The organism is Candidatus Margulisiibacteriota bacterium, assembly GCA_028706105.1.
Lineage (GTDB): Bacteria > Margulisbacteria > Riflemargulisbacteria > GWF2-35-9 > DYQY01 > DYQY01.
Map to the genome: position 1 here is coordinate 22,082 of JAQWCF010000004.1, position 17,744 is coordinate 39,825.

Sequence of the window (17,744 nt, forward strand, 5' to 3'; positions counted from 1 at the left end):
ACCTTTGTTTGGATATTTTTAAAATACAAACGATCCAAATGCTGTCCAGCCATCCATTCCTGTGCACCATTGATACCCAGCGCCTAATGCAAGTTGTCCTAAATTAATTTTTAATCCAGTTTGTATTTGGGTATAACTCCAGTTGCTTCCCCAACTATCTAAGTTGCTAAAGTATTTTGGTTGAATTGCTCCGTTATGTTCAAAGATAAAACTAAGAGGTTGGAATAGTAAAAACTCTGCTCCGTAGCCCCAATAAATACCAAGCCCATTCGGTATTCCTCTCTTGAAAGATAACCCTAGGTCGAAATGCATTGCTCCAGTTTGAAATGCCCCTCCAGCTGTTCCAAATAAATTGTAGAATTGGAATGAATCTGAGTTATTTCTAACTTGATAAGCACTTATTCCATAGCCAGTAAAAGGCGTGCTTTTCCCAGCAGCTGGAATTGCGGTATAAGATCGGTAGGAGAAAGTGTCATTATATAAATTCTTTTCAAGATCTTGGAGTAGACTGTAATTTAAGACTTGCATTTGGTTTTTCCCAAAAAGGCGAGTGAATCCATAGCCATCTGCAAAGGGATAATTGTTAAATAGATAATAAACGCCAAAGTATTGATTAAGGTCTAAATTGGAGCTCCAGCCGACGGTCGATTTTTGAGTTTTGACTTTGTCTGGGTAGAAGATGTTTCCCATAAAACTGCCCGCTAAGTTATCTACTAGATTATCAAAAAATCCATCTTTGTTAGATTCATAACGTGTTGTTTCTAGTTTGTTAACTACCAAAACTTTACTGCTAGCTAAGATATAATTATAGAGTTCGTTTTTGAGCTCCTCGGCAAGCCTTGTGTCATTGATAGGCAACTCTACTGTTTTGATTGCATCTAGAAGGAAACTAAAGTCATATTGTTCAAAGTTACCAGTAAAAAACTCTGTTTTATTGATAAATCCTCGTTCTGTTAGTACCCCTTTACGGATTAAATTATCATAAAAATTAAGAAGAGATATTTTTGTTTTTGCTAAGGTAACCATATCATTTAGATTAATTTTTGAGCCTGGATAAATCCCATTTTCTAGAGGTTTCAAAACATCCCCACGATGAGTGATCGAACCCTTTTCCATGTATTTAAAGTAATGTTCATATGACATAGCTTGTATTAAAAGGTTGTACCAATCAGAAAAGTCTTTTGATTCAAACTTTCTATAATTAAACTCATATTGTGAGTTGATTACCTTAACGTCTTGTTTGTAGCCACTGGAGGATTGTGTTGTTTTAGTGCTCTTAGAACCTGAAGAAGTTACATTTTTGTTAACTTCGGCTTCAACGGAATCAATATTGGCAAAAGTAAAACAACTTAATAATATAGATAGAAATAGATAGGTGATACTTTTAGGCATTGTCATGATTTAGGCTCCTTTATATTTTAATAATAGTCTAATGATATTAAACAATATGCTTTTTAGCAACAAAAGTGCTTTGTTTGTTGAGGTGGGCGAAATATGCTAGTTTTCGCTGTCTTAAATAGCAATTTTCGTAAAAAATGTCTTTTTTGCATGCATGTTTCTAGCTATTTAATAATTTATCAAGTAAAATAAACCAGTAAATTAAAAAAATAGTATTAAGGAGCAAGAATTGTCTCAAATAATGGATAGATATGGTGAGCTAGTTTTTACTCAAGAAGTTATGAGAAATAAGCTTAGCGAAAAAGTCTATAGTCAGTTAATAAATACTATTGTTAAAGGCGATACATTAGATAAAGAAATTGCAGGTGAAGTTGCTCATAGTATGAAAGAGTGGGCGATTGAAAATGGAGCTACACATTATACTCATTGGTTCCAACCATTAAGAGGGGGAACGGCCGAGAAGCATAATTCTTTTATTAGCTATGATGAAGAAGGTGTGCTTATTGAAAGGCTTTCAGCGATTCAATTAATTCAATCAGAGCCTGATGCCTCATCTTTCCCAAGTGGTGGGATTCGGTCTACCTTTGAAGCACGTGGTTATTCTGCCTGGGACCCGACTTCTCCAGTTTTTTTAATTGAGGCAAAAGATACAAAGACATTGGTTATTCCTTCGGTTTTTCTTTCTTGGACTGGTGATGTTCTTGACCAAAAAACAGGTTTACTGAGAAGCAAGAAAGCTTTAAACAATGTAGGGATTAAGTTGCAGAAGTTGCTTGGCAACAGAAATGCCAAAAGAATTAATGTTTGGTTGGGCATTGAACAGGAATATTTTTTAGTTGATAAAGAGCTGTATGAAACAAGACCAGATTTACAGATATGTAAGCAAACTTTGTTCGGAAGGCTTGCTATTAGAAATCAGCAATTGAAGGACCATTACTTTGGAACAATTAAAAAAAGAGTATTAGTGTTTATGGAAGATTTCGACAGAGAATTATTTAGGAGAGGTATTCCAGCCAAGACGAGACATAATGAAGTGTCTCCTAACCAATTTGAGATAACCCCATTATATGAGGAACAAAACTTAGCAATTGATCACAACTTGCAGATTATGGATATTCTTGAAGAAGTTGCAGAAAGACATGGATTGGTTGCTTTGTTGCACGAAAAGCCATTTAAAGGCGTAAATGGTTCAGGTAAACATGTTAATTGGTCTATTGGAGATAATACGGGCGTAAATTATCTTGAACCATCAGCATCACCACTTAGAAATATAACTTTGTTAATGACCGTAGTTTCGATGATGATTGGTGTAAAAAAATATGCAAATTTTCTCAATGCATTAGTTTTAGATGCGGGAAACGAGAAGAGACTGGGCGGGACAGAAGCTCCTCCCAATATTATGTCTGTTTATTTGGGAGATTATTTATCTTCTTTGTTAGGAGAGATTGAAAAATTAAATAAAGTTACAGAGAAGAAAATGGCAGAAATTAGTTTAGGCATCCGTCAACTTCCCTCTGTAGCTAAAGATATTTCAGACAGGAACAGAACTGCGCCTATGGCTTTTACTGGAAATAAATTTGAGTTTAGGTCAGTTGGTTCATCCCAAAATTGTTCAGAAGTAGTTACTTTGATAAATTTAATGATTACTGAAGGCTATGAAAAAATTTATGAGAAGATTGTGAAACTTAATGGTGATCCAAAAGCGAACGTTTTATTGGTGCTGAGGGAAATGATTAAGGAAACGAAGGATATTCACTTTGAAGGAAATTGTTATTCAGAGGAGTGGAAAAAAGAAGCGAAAAAAAGAGGGTTAAGAAATGTTGATAATACTCCCGAAGCTTTGAAAGGAATGGTCAGCAAAGAGGTTTTAGAGGTTTATAAAATATTTGAGGTGCTTTCTGAAAAAGAATTATTGGCAAGACAGAATATTCGTTTTAAACAATACGTAAGAACCAAGCAAATTGAATTTCAATCTGCTTGTGAGATGGCTAGAACAGAAGTCATGCCGGCAATACTTAAACAGTTATCATTGTTAGTTTCGGCTACTTCTTCCAAGACAGGTTTGATTGTAGAGCAAATAAAAGAATTAGAAGTTTTATATAAAAGCATTCATGATTCTGTAGAACAGATTAATAACAAAACTACTGGGAGTTGCCTGAATGAGTTGTTTGAACAGGCAAGGTCTTATTGCCAATGTGGCGATGACTTAGACAAACTAAGGGAATTGGTTGATAAAGCAGAAGAAATTGTTTCCAAAGAATATTGGCCTTTTGCTACTTACCAACAATTATTTAGAAGAATATAGGAGGGGTTTATGAAATTAGTCGTGTTAGCAGGGGGTAGTGGAACTAGACTTTGGCCATTATCTAGAAAATTATTTCCTAAACAATTCATTCAATTATTTGAAGGGAAATCTCTTTTCCAAAAAACTTTAATAAGAAATAAACTAGACAGCGTTACAGTTGTTACTAATGAGCAACAATATTTTTTAGTTATAGACCAGGCAAAGGAAGATGCATATGAAGAAGTGGGGTTTATTTTAGAGCCAGTTGGACGAAATACCGCCCCAGCAATTGCTTTGGCTTGTTTTGATAGCCCTGTTGATGAGGTCATTCTTGTTACTCCCTCAGACCATATTATAAAAAATGAAGGTGAATATAGAAAGTGTTTGAAGAAAGCGGAGAATTTAGCAAATAAAGGCAACTTAGTGACTTTTGGTATTGCCCCTACATATCCAGCAACGGGGTATGGGTATATTCAGGCAAAAGGCGAAGATGTTCTTAGTTTTAAGGAAAAACCAGATTTAGCTACAGCGAATAAATATTTTAAGGCTGGTAATTATTATTGGAATAGTGGAATGTTTGCCTTTAAGGCTGGTATTTTTTTGGAGGAGTTAAAAAAGTACTCTCCTGATATTTATAAATTTGCTAAGCAAGCATATGAGAAATCTGTGAGAGATAAACAAGGCATGTTAAGAGTTAAATATGATGACATGATGGCGATTCCTGCAAATAGTATTGATTATGCCGTGATGGAGAAAAGTTCTATGGTAAAAGTTGTTCCCGCTGACATCGGTTGGTCAGATTTGGGTAGTTATGATGAAATTGCTGATTATTTTGTTGATGGAGAGTATCAGGAAGATATTGCGATAGATTCTGAAAACAACTTTGTTGTATCTACAGAAGGTAAAATAGTAAGTACTGCGGGAGTTAGTGATTTGGTTATTATTGATACCTCAGATGCACTTTTGGTCGCTAAAAAAGGTGAGACGCAAAAAGTTAAACAAGTTGTGGAAATGCTCCAGGCTAAAGGGTCTTCTCTTATTAATGAGCATAAGACGGTTCATCGTCCATGGGGAATTTATACTGTTTTATTAGAACAAAGAAATAGTTACAAGATTAAGACTATTGAGGTGAAACCAAAACATAAAATATCTTTTCAAAAACATGAACACAGAAATGAACACTGGGTTGTAGTTAGTGGAGAAGCAATTGTTACAAAAGAAGAAGAAACGATAGTTTTATCTGCTAATCAATCTACTTATATTCCTAAAGGCGTTAAGCATCGCTTAGAAAATCCTGGAGATACTCCGTTAGTGATTATAGAAGCGCAGGTTGGTAGTTACGTTGGAGAGGATGATATTATTCGATATGAGGATGATTATAATCGTACATGAAGTCCGGTAAGCCAAGCTTTCATATTCTTACCTTTGGTTGTCAAATGAATAAGAGTGACTCTGAAATACTTTCAGGTTCATTATTGTCTGCAGGATATGTTTCAATTGATGACCCTCATTTATCTAATATTTTAATTTTTAATACTTGTGCAGTAAGAGGTAATGCTGAGAACAGAGCTTTTGCAAGAATGAGAGAGTTTAATTCTTTAAGGAAAAAAAAGAATAGAGATCAGTTAATAGTAGTGAGTGGTTGTGTGCCTCAATATGAAAAAGACGAGTTGCTAAAAAAATATCCTTTCATTGATATTATTGTTGGGGCTAATTCCTATGAATATCTTCTAGAAATACTAAGTGAATGGAACAAAAAAAAGGGTGCTGTCATTAAATTAATTGATGATAAAGATCCAGAAAAACCAATTAAGCATATCGAAAGAGATAAAAATTTTGACCAAGCATTTTTACCAATTATGTATGGATGTAACAATTTTTGTTCTTATTGTATTGTTCCTTTCACAAGGGGCAGAGAGGTTAGTAGAACTAAAGAAGATATTTTTTTATCTATAGAGGAGTTGTTAACGTCGAGTTATAAAAAACTTCTTTTGTTGGGGCAGAACGTTAACTCTTATGGACAAGGGCTTTATGAGGATTATGATTTTGCTGATTTATTGCAAGATATTTTGTTGAAATTTGATTGGTTAGAAAAGGTGGATTTTTTAACTTCACATCCCAAAGATATTACGGATAAATTAATTGAGGTAATTGCCAAGAATAATAAGATTGGGCGAGAAATACATTTTCCTATACAACATGGTGATGAGCGGATATTGAAACTAATGAATAGGGGATACACCGTTCAGCAATACAAGGAAAAAGTTAGGAAATTAAGGGAAAAGGTTCCTGGTGTCAGAATATCAACTGACTTGATTGTTGGTTTTCCTGGGGAAACAGAGGAAGAATTTACAAACATGGTGAATATAGTTAAAGAACTAGGATTCTTTAGAGTAATCAGTGCTGTTTATTCTCCACGGAAAGGGACAAAGGCCGCTGAGATGTCTGAGCAAGTAGATATCAAAATAAAGAAAAGAAGATTAAGTGAGTTAAATCAAGCAGTTAAGGACTATGCCTTTAAAGGTTGAAAAGCTTTCCTTGAAAAAATAAGACAAGTATTGTTTAATTAAGCGTTCACGTAGAAGTATATGGCTTTTGGAAGGAGCAACATTAATGTTTAAAGATTCAGCAAATATGAAGGTTTTTTGTGGTACATCGCATCCAAAGTTAGGAGAAGAAATATCCAGGTATTTAGGGATGGATCTCTCAAGCATCAAGGTATCTAAGTTTAGTTGTGGTGAAATTTTTACTACTATTAACGAAACCATCAGAGGACGAAATGTTTTTTTAATCCAAACTTGTGGGATTAATGTTAATGAAGATTTAATGGAATTATTTATTACAATAGACTCTTGTAAAAGAGCTAGTGCAAGAAAAATTAATGTTGTTCTTCCTCATTTTGGATATGCAAGACAAGACAAAAAATCAGGACCAAGAGAGCCGATTAGTGCAAAACTGATGGCTAATCTTATCACTGAAGCTGGTGCGGATAGAGTGATTACAATGGATTTGCATGCTGATCAAATTCAAGGTTATTTTGATATTCCAGTAGACCATTTGCAAGCACTTCCACTTTTTGTGAAGTACTTTGGTAATAAGAAAAAGATAGATTATGATGGCATGGTAGTCGTTGCCCCAGACACAGGCAGAGCAAAAGCTGCAAAGAAATTTGCTGATAAAATAGGCGCGCAACTTGCTATTCTTCACAAAACAAGACCAGCTCATAACAAGGCAGAAATTGTGAATGTTGTGGGTAATGTCGAAAACAAAACAGTATTACTTTATGATGACATGGTTGATACAGCTGGTAGTGTTACTCAAGGTATCGCTGTTTTAAGAAAACTTGGTTGTAATAAAGACATGTATCTTGTAGCTACTCATGCTGTTTTTTCAGGCCCAGCTATAGAGAGGTTAAAAGAAGCAAATTTTAAAGAAGTTGTTGTAACCAACACAATACCATTACCACCAGAAAAACATTTTCCTGGGCTCGTGGTGTTATCTACAGCTCCTCTTTTTGCAGAAGCAATTCAAAGGAATCATACGAATACATCAATTAGTGAAATTTTTGCTGATTAAACTGTATTATAAAGATTAATTAAAGCTTAATTAATAAATTCTTGTAGCCAATTATCTAAATTCTCAGCAGGAGCTTCTGTTTCTTTTTGGTTTGGCACATTGCCTTCGGTTGGTTTTAGTGTGCTGAATTCTTTTGGTTCATAGCCAGCCCAGAACTTTTCAACGCTGTGCCTTCCCGCTAAGTTATTATATTTTTTGCCATCATCCCAGCATACGTCAACATTAATCATTCCACCTGGATATGGGAAATCTAATCTAGGCACATTCATTAAGGCTGTTGTCATAAATTGTTTCCACATAAGGGCAGGGATGTATCCGCCAACTACTTTGTTCATTGGTGTGTTGTCATCGTTCCCAACCCAAGCAGAACAAACTAATTGAGGCACGAAACCTATAAACCAAGCATCCTTATAATCAGAAGTGGTTCCTGTTTTTCCTGCTATTGGTCTAGGAAGTTTGGCATTTCTACCGGTTCCATAATTAACGACACCTTTCATCATTTCCACAAGCGCATAAACAAGGCTTTGGTCATAGACACGTTTCACTTCTGGTTTGGCGTTGTAAAGCTGGATTCCATTTCTGTCTTCAATTTTTTTAATCATTATCGGTTTAGCTAGTAAGCCACCAGTTGCAAAGGCACCATAGGCAGAGGTCATTTCCATCATGACTATTTCTTGTGAGCCAAGAGCAATAGAAATATAAGGCATCAGAGGTGCGGTTATTCCAAACTTTTTAGCAGTTTCAACCACAGCTTCAGGTGATACCATATCAACTAATTTTATTGCCACCAGATTGATGGATTTTTCAAGTGCTTTGCGCATTGGCATTTTACCGTCAAAGGTTAGGTCATAGTTTTGTGGAGCATATGGACCTTGGAACGTGTTAAAAACAACAGGAGAATCGTTAAGGATAGAACCAGGAGATAACTTTTTGGATAAAGCAGTCAGATAAACAAAAGGCTTAAATGAAGAGCCTGGCTGTCTTTTGGCTTGGATGGTTTTGTTGTAATGATAGTTAAGAAAATCGTGACCTCCAACCATAGTGACAACATAGCCTGTTCTTGGGTCAAGTGCTAAGATGGCTGCCTGGTTAAATTTTAGATTTTGTCTTACACTTTCAGATACAGCCCATTGCACTGCTGCTTCTGCTTCCTTTTGCATTTCCCAAATTATGGGGGTATAAACTTTTAGTCCACCGTTATAAGCTTCTTCTTCTCCGTACATACCTACAAGAGTGTTGATGATTTCTTGTGTAAAATATGGAGCTTTATATTTTAGTCTTTTTCTTGGAGCAATGATAATTTCTTGTTTTTTGCTATCAAGATATTGTTGTCTAGTTATTAGCCCAACATCGAGCATTCTTTTTAAAACTATGTCTTTTCTTTTCATGGTTGTTGGGAGATTCCTATAAGGAGAATAAAGCTCAGGTGCTTGTAACATACCAACGAGCATTGCACTTTCTGCCAGAGTTAGTTGCGAGGCGTTGTTGCCAAAATATTGCAGAGAAGCTGATTCTATTCCATATGAATTATGTCCCCAATATACTTGATTAAGGTACATATGGAGAATTTCTTCTTTTGTATAATGACGTTCTATTCTAATAGCTAAGATGACTTCTGCTATTTTACGTGAGAATTTTTTCTTTTTAGTTAGAAAAAGATTTCTTGCTAGCTGTTGGGTTATTGTACTGGCTCCTTGCACTTTCCCGCCTTTAATAAGGTTAACAGTCATGGCCCTTAAAATACCGATGGGGTCTACTCCATGATGTTTATAAAATCTAGCATCCTCCATTGCTACAACAGCCTTTTTCATTGTGTCTGATATTTGGGAATAAGGAATTGTTATTCTATTCTCTTCTTTGTGTAGGTCCGCAAGTATTACACCATCTGCAGAATAAATTTTGGTTGTTTGATTAGGAACGAAAGTGGCAATAACTCTAACATCTGGTAAGGTTTTAAGTAGAAAGAGTATATATAAAAAAAGCAGAAAACCTAGTGCCGCAATAACTATTGAGCCTTTTAATAAAATTGATTTTAGAAAACTAATTAGCTTTTCATTTCTTCTTTTGTTGAGGTGACCGCGGTATCCGCCTTTGCGTTTAGTGGTAGAGGTTTTAGGTTTTTTGCTTACTGATAATGGGACTCTTCGTTCAAAAACCACTTATTCTTTCCTCCATAAAACATGAGCTTATTGTCAGTTTTTCGTAGATGTTATATTATCACAAGAGAGTATATTAGTTAATTAGTTTTTAAAAAAGGATAAGGTATGGATGCAATAATTAAAGGATTTGTAGATGTAATAAACTTTGATGATTTAAAGGATTTGTTGAATTCAAAAAAGAGATTAAAAGTGAAATGGGGTGCTGATCCTAGTGCTCCTGATTTGCATCTTGGACATACTGTTGTTTTAAGAAAATTAAAAATTCTGCAAGATCTTGGGCACGAGATAATTTTTTTAATTGGTGATTTTACTGCTATGATTGGTGATCCTACTGGTAAGTCTAAGACTAGGAAAGAGCTATCAGAAGAGCAAGTTATAGAAAATGCAGAGACTTATCAGTCACAAGTTTTTAAAATTTTGGACAAGGATAAAACAACGGTGGTTTATAACTCCACTTGGCTAAGTAAGCTTACCGCTAAAGATATGGTGAAACTTACTGCAAAATATAATGTTGCTAGAATGTTGGAACGAGATGATTTCAACAAAAGGTTTTCTAATAATATTTCAATAAGTATCCATGAGTTTTTGTATCCTTTATTACAAGGATATGATTCTGTTGAACTAGAAGCAGACATTGAAATGGGTGGGACTGACCAGAAGTTTAATCTTCTTGTTGGTAGGCATCTTCAAAAAGAGTATGGTCAAAAACCTCAGGTGATTTTAACCATGCCTATTTTAGAAGGACTTGATGGTGTGCAAAAGATGAGTAAAAGTTTGGGTAATCATGTTGGGTTGACCGACACTCCAAATGAAATGTTCGGTAAACTAATGTCTATTCCGGATGAGCTTATTGTTAGGTATTTTGAGCTTCTGACTGATGTTTGCTCTACTAAAATAGACGAGATGAAAAAACAAATGAAAGATGGATCCGTTAATCCAAGAGACCTGAAAGTTAATTTAGGGAAAACAATTGTTGGCATGTATCATTCGAAAGAAGAGGCAGATAAAGCAGAAGAATATTTTATTACTGCTTTTAGACAAAAAGATATTCCAGAGGATATTCCAGAGTTGTGTGTTTCTAAAATAAAGGGTGATTTAACTTTAATAAATATTCTAAAGTTTGCTGAAATGGCATCAAGTAATAAAGAGATTAAAAGATTATTTGAGCAGGGAGCTGTTTCTTTGGATGGGGAAAAAATAACAGATCCCTTTTTTGAATTAGAAAAAGACAAAGAAGTTGTTATTAAATCTGGGAAAAGAAATTTTTTGAAGATACTGTGGTAAAAAAACTACTAATAATAGGTAGTTTGGTAGGTTTTCTTTCTGGTTTATTGGGTATTGGTGGTGGTTCCATTACTGTGCCAGCTATGGTTCTTTGGATGGGTTATTCGCAAAAAGAGGCTCAAGGAACATCAGTATTATTAATGTTATTTTTAGGATTAATAGGTTTTTTGTCATATTCCTTTTATTCAGTAAAATTAGATTTTGGCATCGTAGCGATTTTGACTGTCGGATGCTTGTTAGGTGCTTTTATTGGTAGCTTAATTGCTCAAAAGATGGACACTTCTTCGCTTAAAAAGATATTTGCCTTGTATATTTGTTTGGCAGGAGTAAGGATTTTTTTAATATGATATTTTTGTCTGCTGGAGTTTTAGGTGGTTTCATTTCAGGACTAATGGGTGTTGGAACTGCAGCAATTTATGTGCCATTAATGCTTTATTTAGGATATGGTCAATTATATGCGCAGAGCATAGCCTTAATAATGATAGTTCCTGCCTCAATAATTAGTGTGGTTATTTATTATAAATATGGAGCAATAAAACTACAGGGAATATTCTTGCTTTTAGTTCCAGCAATTATTGGTTCTTTTGTTGGTAGTTATTTGGCAAGCATTTTGCCTGTTATTATTTTAAGAAAGCTTTTTGGTGTGAGCATGGTTTATATTGCTTATAAAATCTGGAGAAGCTAAGCCCTCTTGCTCATTGCAATAAAGATTTAAACGATTTATTATTTAGCCATGTTAATTCAAGCAATAATTTTCATTGTTGGTCTCCTTATCCTTTCAAAATCTTCTGACAAACTAATAGACGCTTCTGTTTCTTTAGGGAAACATCTGCGTTTATCCAATGTATTTATTGGTCTTACGGTCATAGCTTTCGGAACTAGCCTTCCAGAATTTTTAGTTTCTTATATGGCTTTAAGTAAGGGTGCTGCCGGTCTTAGTGTTGGTAACATTGTTGGCTCAAATATTGCCAATGTTGCGTTGATACTTGGTGGTGTTGGTTTGTTTTTTTCTTTAAGTTTTAAAAACAAAGAGGAAGCAGAGGGCATTAAAAAGAAAAGTTTTCTCATGATTGTTTTTTATATAATCTTGGTTTTGTTTAGTTTGGATAGTAGTTTGAGTAGAACAGATGGCTTAGTTTTGCTTTTATTGTTTATTTTGTTTTTGTGGATTTCTTTTAAGGAAGGCACAATTGGACACGAAGAGGCATTGGAAAAGAAATACGGGTTAGTTGTTTCTGTTTTTTTGACAATATTAAGTTTAGCTGGACTAGTTTTAGGAGCAAAGCTTATGACGGATTCTGCTGTAACTATCGCGACCATTCTGGGAATAAATGATTATGTTATAGGTGCGACAATAGTTGCAGTTGGCACTTCCTTGCCTGAGCTTGCCGCTTCTTTTTCTGCAGTTAAACAAGGAGAAACAGCGATGAGCTTAGCAAATATTATTGGAAGTAATATTTTTAATATTTTGATGGTGCTTGGTTTTTCATCTGTGATATTTACAATTCCAATAGACCTTAGAATTGTAAGAATAGATTATCTGATAATGATGTTTACGGCACTTATTTTGATTGTGTTTGTTTTTAATAAAAAAGACAAAGCACCAAAATGGATTATATATGTTTCTTTGTTAACCTATGTTGGCTATATCCTGAGATTAATTGTTTTGGCTTTGGGGTAGACTTTATTTTTTTACTCTAGAGAAAGCTGAAAAGAATGTTATTCGTTTTCTAAATGCCAGATAAATTCATAGCAGATATCAGCTACAAAAAACTGTGCTAAATGTATGAAAGTTGTTTTGTAAGGATTTTCGTCTTTATTAAACTGTAAGCCAAATTTAAATGCTTGCCCTAAATAGTTTTTAAATTTATCTGTAAGGATTGCTTTTTGAAAATAATCCTTAACATCTTCAATAGGTGTTTTGAGTTTATATAGTTCTGTATAGATAATGGATTGAAGTCTATCTTTTTCTATATTTCTTTCATCTTTTGGTGCATTAATTATGTTCATGATTTGTTCTTGGATTACATCTTTTTTAATCATAGACTCATAGTCAAAAGGTAGTAAGTGAAAATTAACATATCTGTTATTGTCTAATGTTTTTTGTAAAAAATTTTGTACTTTTTGGTCATTCATAGTACAAGTAGTATAGCTTATTTATAAAGTCGGTTCAACATTATCTTGCAAGGTTTTCATTATTCCGCTTCTTTTAAATACTATTTCTACTCTTCGATTCATGGATCTGCCAGAGTAAGTCGCATTATTTGCTATTGGTCTGAATTCACCAAACCCTTCTGCGGATAGTCTGCTGGGCGAAATCCCTTTTGAGATAAAGTATTTTATTACATTGCAGGCTCGAAGCGTAGATAGTTCCCAATTAGAAGGAAATCTTATTGTGCCTATTGGTGAGTTGTCTGTATGTCCTTCAATTAAAAGTGGGTAAGGAAATGTTTGAAAAAGTTCCATTAAATAATTGAGGATAGTTCGGCTTTGAGGAGTAAGGTTATCGTCGCCTTCTTTGAATAACATACTATCAGAAATATTGATTACAACACCTCTTTCATCAATATAAGCTTTTACAATGTTTTGAAGTTGATTTTGAAATACAAAAATATTGATATTTCTTAGAATTTCTTCAAGTTTTTTGTTTAAAATATCGTTTAGATTTGTTACGTTTTCAGCAACAAGATCAAAATTGCCACTGATTATTTTCCCTGTTTCCGTTTTAACTTCAATTCCATGTGTTTTGCGAAGAGAATCAGCAAGAGAAAGATACTTTTCTACATCTATTTTTGACATTGAGTAAAGTAAAATAAAAAAAGTTAGAAGTAAGGTCATTAAGTCTGCAAAAGTTATAGACCAATCGCTTTTAATATCATCATCGTCAGTTGAAGGTAAGTCTAAACCAGAGTTTGCGTGTATATCTTCTTCATTTATCATTTTGGTTTCTGGTTTTTAAGTGATTGCTGTAAGGTTCTGGAAATATAAGAAGAGAGTTTGTCTTCTAAAAGCGTAATTGATTCTTTGGCTTGAATGCTTAAGATTGTTTCTTTAGTGATTTGCATTAATAAGAATTCTTGCTCGCTTCTTCGTTTTAATTTATTGGCTATAGGTAAGAAGATTAGATTTGCAAGTACAGCACCATAGAAAGTAGTAAGAATGGCAGTGGACATTCCTGGGCCAAGTTTACTTGGATCACTAAGGTTGGAAAGCATCTGGACTAGACCAATCAGGGTGCCGATTAAGCCAAAGGCAGGAGCGAAGACTCCTAAGGCTTGGAATATTTCTCTCCCTAGTTTGTGCCGTGATTGCATAATGGTAATTTCGGTGTTTAGTGCTCGGATTATTTCTTGTCTAGGAATTCCGTCAGCAACCATTTGTGCTCCCTTGAGTATGAAAAAGTCATTTAATTTTTTTGCATGTACAGGCAAGTGAAGAACACCTTCTCGTCTAGCAATAACTGCTAGGCTGATGAGCTCTAGCATGTGGTAAGTAGGTTCCTTGATGGTCGAATAAAAAGCTTTTCCTGCTATTTTTATTACTTTTATAACTTCATCAAGAGGATAACTTATTAATGTTGCTGCGATTGTGCCACCAGTTACGATTAATAAGCTTGGTAATGAGACGAAAATTCCAAGGCCACTTTGAATAAAAATAGCTAATAAGATAAGACTTACCCCAGAAACTATTCCTAAAATTGTAGTTAAATCCATAAGTCCCTCTGTATTATATTCTCATTAATAAGTTTAAGCTGTACATTCAGTCTTGGCAACGTTTTTTAGTTTTGGTGGTAGTTGCTTGGCTCTCCAGCCTCACCAATGTAATTAATCAGGTCCACATTGTTGACGTTGCTAAAGTATTTACTGAACATGGAATTTTAGTGCTTTCATCTGTTGTAAATTCTAATATTGCAACTTTGGTGAGCATTCAAATAATGCGTGCCTTTGTTGAAATGAGAAAGTTTATTTCCTCTAACATAAAAATTCATAATAAATTAAATGAGCTTGAATCAAAATATAATCAACATGATAAAGAAATAGCAGTTATTTTTGAAGCAATTAAGCAACTTGTGGATATAGTTATTGAAGAACCAAAGCAGAAGATTGAATTTATTAGTTAAGGCAAATTTTAGGAAACGAATTTGTGAGGAGACGAAGGGATCATAAGAGCTACTGAAGCCCTTATAAAGATGATTGAACTATCTAGTTTTACTTTCTCTACAACTAGTTAACTGAGTGCTATAATTAGCTCAAGATGAAAGAACAAAGAGTGATGAAATTCGAAGATAAAATCAAAGAAATAGAGAAGACTGTTCGAGAGTTAGATTCAGAAATATCTCTTGATGAGGCTGTTGTGAAATACGAAACAGGCATGAAACACATCGAGGAATGTGAGAAAGAATTAAAAAGCGCAGAAACACGTATACAAAAACTTGTTCATAAAAAAGATGGTAGCGTTACAATAGAATCAATAGAAGAAAATGAATATCCCACCTTATTTTAATCAGTATAAAAAAATGATAGAAGAGTATTTGATGGATGCTCTAACTAATAAAGATAGCGACATTGACCTTATTATTGAGTCAGCAAGATATAGCGTTATGGCTGGCGGAAAAAGGATGAGGGGAGCTATTGTTCTTGCAATTGGCTCACTGTACGATGACACTGAAAAATTTTTACCTTTAGCCGCGGCAGTTGAAATGATTCATGCCTATTCCTTAATTCATGATGATTTGCCTGCAATGGATGATGATGATTTCAGAAGAGGAAAGCTGTCTAACCATAAAGTTTATGGTGAAGATATCGCAATTTTAGCAGGAGATTTTCTTGTGACTAAAGCCTATGGAATAATCGCCGATGGACTTATGGGTAATGGCTTCGATGCTCAAAATGTTGTTAAAGTAGTTGGGTATTTGAGTAGCGCTTTAGGTTCCCAGGGTATGGTGGGCGGACAAGTTATGGATATAAAAAGCTCAAAGGATATCTGTTGTGATATTGGCAAGCTAAGAAAAATTCATGAACTTAAAACAGGAAGATTTATTAGGGCTTCATTTATTTGTCCTTTGATTTTATGCACTGGGAAAGATGACCTCCCCGGTGTTTTTTCGTTGGTAGAGTATGCTGATACACTTGGGTTACTTTTCCAGGTTATTGATGATATTTTAGATGAAACATCAGATCAAGAAACACTTGGAAAGCCAATCGGTTCGGATAAAGATAATAACAAAGCTACTTACGTTTCTTTAATGGGTTTAGCTGGAGCAAAAAAATATGCGAAGAATATTTACGAGGAGATGATTGGTTCTTTGGACGTCTTAGAAGAAAGAATAAAAAATGTTTTAATGGATTTTGCCAAGATAGTATATAAGAGGAATAATTAGTGAGTCTTTTAGAAAAATTAGATTTGCCAAGTGGGCTTAAAAATCTCACAGAACCAGAGCTTTATTCTGTAGCTAATGAGTGTCGTGCCAAAATAATAAATGTCGTTGCGGAAAATGGTGGGCATTTGTCTCCAAACTTAGGTGTGGTGGAGTTAACAGTTGCGATCCATGCCTCATTAGATAGTCCCAAAGATAAGATAATTTGGGATGTAGGACATCAGTCGTATACTCATAAACTGCTTACCGGAAGACTTGCTAAATTTGAGACAATTAGACAAACCAACGGAATAAGTGGGTTCCCTAAAAGAACAGAATCTGAACATGATATTTTTGGTACTGGTCATGCTGCTACTTCTATTTCTGCTGCTTTAGGAGTTGCCAAAGCTAGAGATCTTTCTGGTGATAAGTTTTGCGTGTTATCAGTTATAGGTGACGCCTCAATTTCTTCTGGAGAGGCTTTTGAAGCTATCAACAATGTTCATTCCGTGAAAGGCCCTTTTATTGTCATTTTAAATGATAATGAAATGTCCATTTCCGAATCTGTGGGAGTTGTTTCAGACCATATAACTTCACTTAGGTATAACATGCTGTATAGAGGATTCAAAAAAAAGGCGGAAAGCATTATTAAGTTATTGCCTAAAGGGGAGCCTTTAGCAGTTTCCATTGATAAATTAATAACAAGAACAAAGCATCTTTTAATAAATTATAAAAAAATAGGAGTAATTTATGAAGAGCTAGGGTTTAGGTACCTTGGACCTATTGATGGACATAATATCCCTCACATGATGGGAGCAATAAATTATGCAAAACAAGCTCCAGAACCAGTGATTATTCATGTTTTGAGTAAAAAAGGTTATGGTTATCCTCCAGCAGAAGAAAACCCAACAAGGTTCCATGGATTAGGGAAGTTTAATCCAGTAACAGGGGAACCATTAGAAAAAAAGAATAAGCTATCATATACAAAAGTTTTTGGTGAGAAGTTAGTTAAGCTGGCTCAGAAAAATAAAAAAATAGTGGCAATAACTGCTGCTATGGAAGAAGGTACAGGGCTCTGTAAGTTTAGAAAGAAGTTCCCTGACAGATTCGTGGATGTGGGAATGAGCGAAGAGCATGCAGTAACTTTTGCTGCTGGACTTGCTTCTCAAGGGATGAAGCCAGTTGTAGCGATTTACTCTACATTTATGCAACGTTCCTTTGACCAGATTATTCATGATATTGCACTTCAGAACCTGCCTGTTGTCCTAGTAATGGATAGAGCTGGGTTGGTAGGTGAAGATGGTCCAACGCATCATGGAGTATTTGATATTAATTTTATGAGGATGATTCCTAATATGACAGTTCTTGCACCTAAAGACCATAAGGAATTAGAATTAATGTTAGAATTTGCAGTGGAGCATAATGGACCGGTTTCTATTAGATACCCCAAAGGCGATCTTCCTGATACGGTATTTAAAGAGAATATTATAGAAATGGGCAAAGCAGAAATTGTGGTTGAGGATAAAAAAGCTAAAGTAACGGTTTTTGCTTGTGGTTCAATGATTACTCCTATTTATGAAGTAATTAAAGAAAATAAATTTAATATAAACTTAGTAAATGTTCGGTTTATCAAGCCCTTTGATGAAGTTGCTTTGAAATATTTTTTAAAGCAATCTAAAGTTATTAT

The 17,744-nt window shown here is 34.6% G+C and carries 17 protein-coding genes; 12 read left to right on the forward strand and 5 right to left on the reverse strand.

Annotated features, from left to right (window positions below):
• Positions 1–18 precede the first annotated feature (18 nt).
• Positions 19–1,398 (reverse strand): hypothetical protein, encoded by a 1,380-nt coding sequence (locus tag PHF25_00835; protein ID MDD4526564.1) that lies wholly within the window; start codon positions 1,396–1,398, stop codon positions 19–21.
• A 229-nt stretch (positions 1,399–1,627) separates the two neighbouring features.
• On the opposite strand from PHF25_00835, the gene PHF25_00840 reads away from it, so the two are divergent.
• The 4 genes from PHF25_00840 to PHF25_00855 all read left to right on the forward strand — a co-directional run bounded on the left by PHF25_00840 (position 1,628) and on the right by PHF25_00855 (position 7,258).
• Positions 1,628–3,703, forward strand: a complete 2,076-nt coding sequence (locus PHF25_00840; protein ID MDD4526565.1) for a glutamine synthetase III — start codon at positions 1,628–1,630, stop codon at positions 3,701–3,703.
• Positions 3,704–3,712: 9 nt separating this feature from the next.
• Entirely contained in the window at positions 3,713–5,074 is a 1,362-nt protein-coding gene (locus tag PHF25_00845) for a mannose-1-phosphate guanylyltransferase/mannose-6-phosphate isomerase (GenBank protein ID MDD4526566.1), read from the forward strand.
• Complete coding sequence (gene miaB, locus PHF25_00850; protein MDD4526567.1) at positions 5,071–6,210, forward strand: tRNA (N6-isopentenyl adenosine(37)-C2)-methylthiotransferase MiaB; 1,140 nt, start codon at positions 5,071–5,073, stop codon at positions 6,208–6,210. Before PHF25_00845 ends, miaB begins: the two co-directional genes overlap by 4 nt.
• Before the next feature lie 85 nt (positions 6,211–6,295).
• Complete coding sequence (locus PHF25_00855) at positions 6,296–7,258, forward strand: ribose-phosphate pyrophosphokinase (GenBank protein MDD4526568.1); 963 nt, start codon at positions 6,296–6,298, stop codon at positions 7,256–7,258.
• Between the two features lie 26 nt (positions 7,259–7,284).
• Here the strand turns inward: PHF25_00855 and PHF25_00860 are convergent, their stop codons facing one another.
• Positions 7,285–9,417, reverse strand: a complete 2,133-nt coding sequence (locus PHF25_00860) for a PBP1A family penicillin-binding protein (GenBank protein MDD4526569.1) — start codon at positions 9,415–9,417, stop codon at positions 7,285–7,287.
• A 105-nt stretch (positions 9,418–9,522) separates the two neighbouring features.
• Between PHF25_00860 and tyrS the strand changes: the two genes are divergently transcribed.
• From tyrS to PHF25_00880, 4 genes are read left to right on the forward strand one after another with little or no spacing between them, the layout of a single operon-like run.
• Complete coding sequence (tyrS, locus tag PHF25_00865; GenBank protein ID MDD4526570.1) at positions 9,523–10,701, forward strand: tyrosine--tRNA ligase; 1,179 nt, start codon at positions 9,523–9,525, stop codon at positions 10,699–10,701.
• Positions 10,695–11,048 carry a sulfite exporter TauE/SafE family protein gene (locus PHF25_00870; GenBank protein ID MDD4526571.1) on the forward strand — a complete coding sequence of 118 codons (354 nt, stop codon included), beginning with the start codon at positions 10,695–10,697 and terminating at the stop codon, positions 11,046–11,048. Before tyrS ends, PHF25_00870 begins: the two co-directional genes overlap by 7 nt.
• Positions 11,045–11,386, forward strand: a complete 342-nt coding sequence (locus PHF25_00875) for a sulfite exporter TauE/SafE family protein (GenBank protein MDD4526572.1) — start codon at positions 11,045–11,047, stop codon at positions 11,384–11,386. Before PHF25_00870 ends, PHF25_00875 begins: the two co-directional genes overlap by 4 nt.
• A gap of 48 nt (positions 11,387–11,434) precedes the next feature.
• On the forward strand, positions 11,435–12,382 hold the full coding sequence (locus PHF25_00880) for a calcium/sodium antiporter (GenBank protein MDD4526573.1): 948 nt from the start codon (positions 11,435–11,437) through the stop codon (positions 12,380–12,382).
• Between the two features lie 38 nt (positions 12,383–12,420).
• Here the strand turns inward: PHF25_00880 and PHF25_00885 are convergent, their stop codons facing one another.
• Genes PHF25_00885 through PHF25_00895 form a run of 3 tightly spaced genes read right to left on the reverse strand, consistent with a single transcriptional unit; the run spans position 12,421 to position 14,414 of the window.
• A complete protein-coding gene (locus tag PHF25_00885) occupies positions 12,421–12,837 on the reverse strand; it encodes a hypothetical protein (protein ID MDD4526574.1) in 417 nt (138 codons plus the stop codon).
• A gap of 21 nt (positions 12,838–12,858) precedes the next feature.
• Entirely contained in the window at positions 12,859–13,641 is a 783-nt protein-coding gene (locus PHF25_00890) for an OmpA family protein (GenBank protein MDD4526575.1), read from the reverse strand.
• Entirely contained in the window at positions 13,638–14,414 is a 777-nt protein-coding gene (locus PHF25_00895; GenBank protein MDD4526576.1) for a MotA/TolQ/ExbB proton channel family protein, read from the reverse strand. Before PHF25_00895 ends, PHF25_00890 begins: the two co-directional genes overlap by 4 nt.
• 74 nt (positions 14,415–14,488) lie before the next feature.
• On the opposite strand from PHF25_00895, the gene PHF25_00900 reads away from it, so the two are divergent.
• The 4 genes from PHF25_00900 to dxs all read left to right on the forward strand — a co-directional run.
• Positions 14,489–14,821 carry a hypothetical protein gene (locus PHF25_00900; protein MDD4526577.1) on the forward strand — a complete coding sequence of 111 codons (333 nt, stop codon included), beginning with the start codon at positions 14,489–14,491 and terminating at the stop codon, positions 14,819–14,821.
• Between the two features lie 134 nt (positions 14,822–14,955).
• On the forward strand, positions 14,956–15,204 hold the full coding sequence (gene xseB / locus PHF25_00905; GenBank protein ID MDD4526578.1) for an exodeoxyribonuclease VII small subunit: 249 nt from the start codon (positions 14,956–14,958) through the stop codon (positions 15,202–15,204).
• On the forward strand, positions 15,182–16,081 hold the full coding sequence (locus tag PHF25_00910; GenBank protein ID MDD4526579.1) for a polyprenyl synthetase family protein: 900 nt from the start codon (positions 15,182–15,184) through the stop codon (positions 16,079–16,081). The genes xseB and PHF25_00910 overlap by 23 nt, the downstream gene beginning before the upstream one ends.
• Positions 16,081–17,744, forward strand: a 1,664-nt coding sequence (gene dxs, locus PHF25_00915) for a 1-deoxy-D-xylulose-5-phosphate synthase (protein MDD4526580.1), incomplete at its 3' end; no start/stop codon positions are given. The genes PHF25_00910 and dxs, both read left to right, overlap by 1 nt.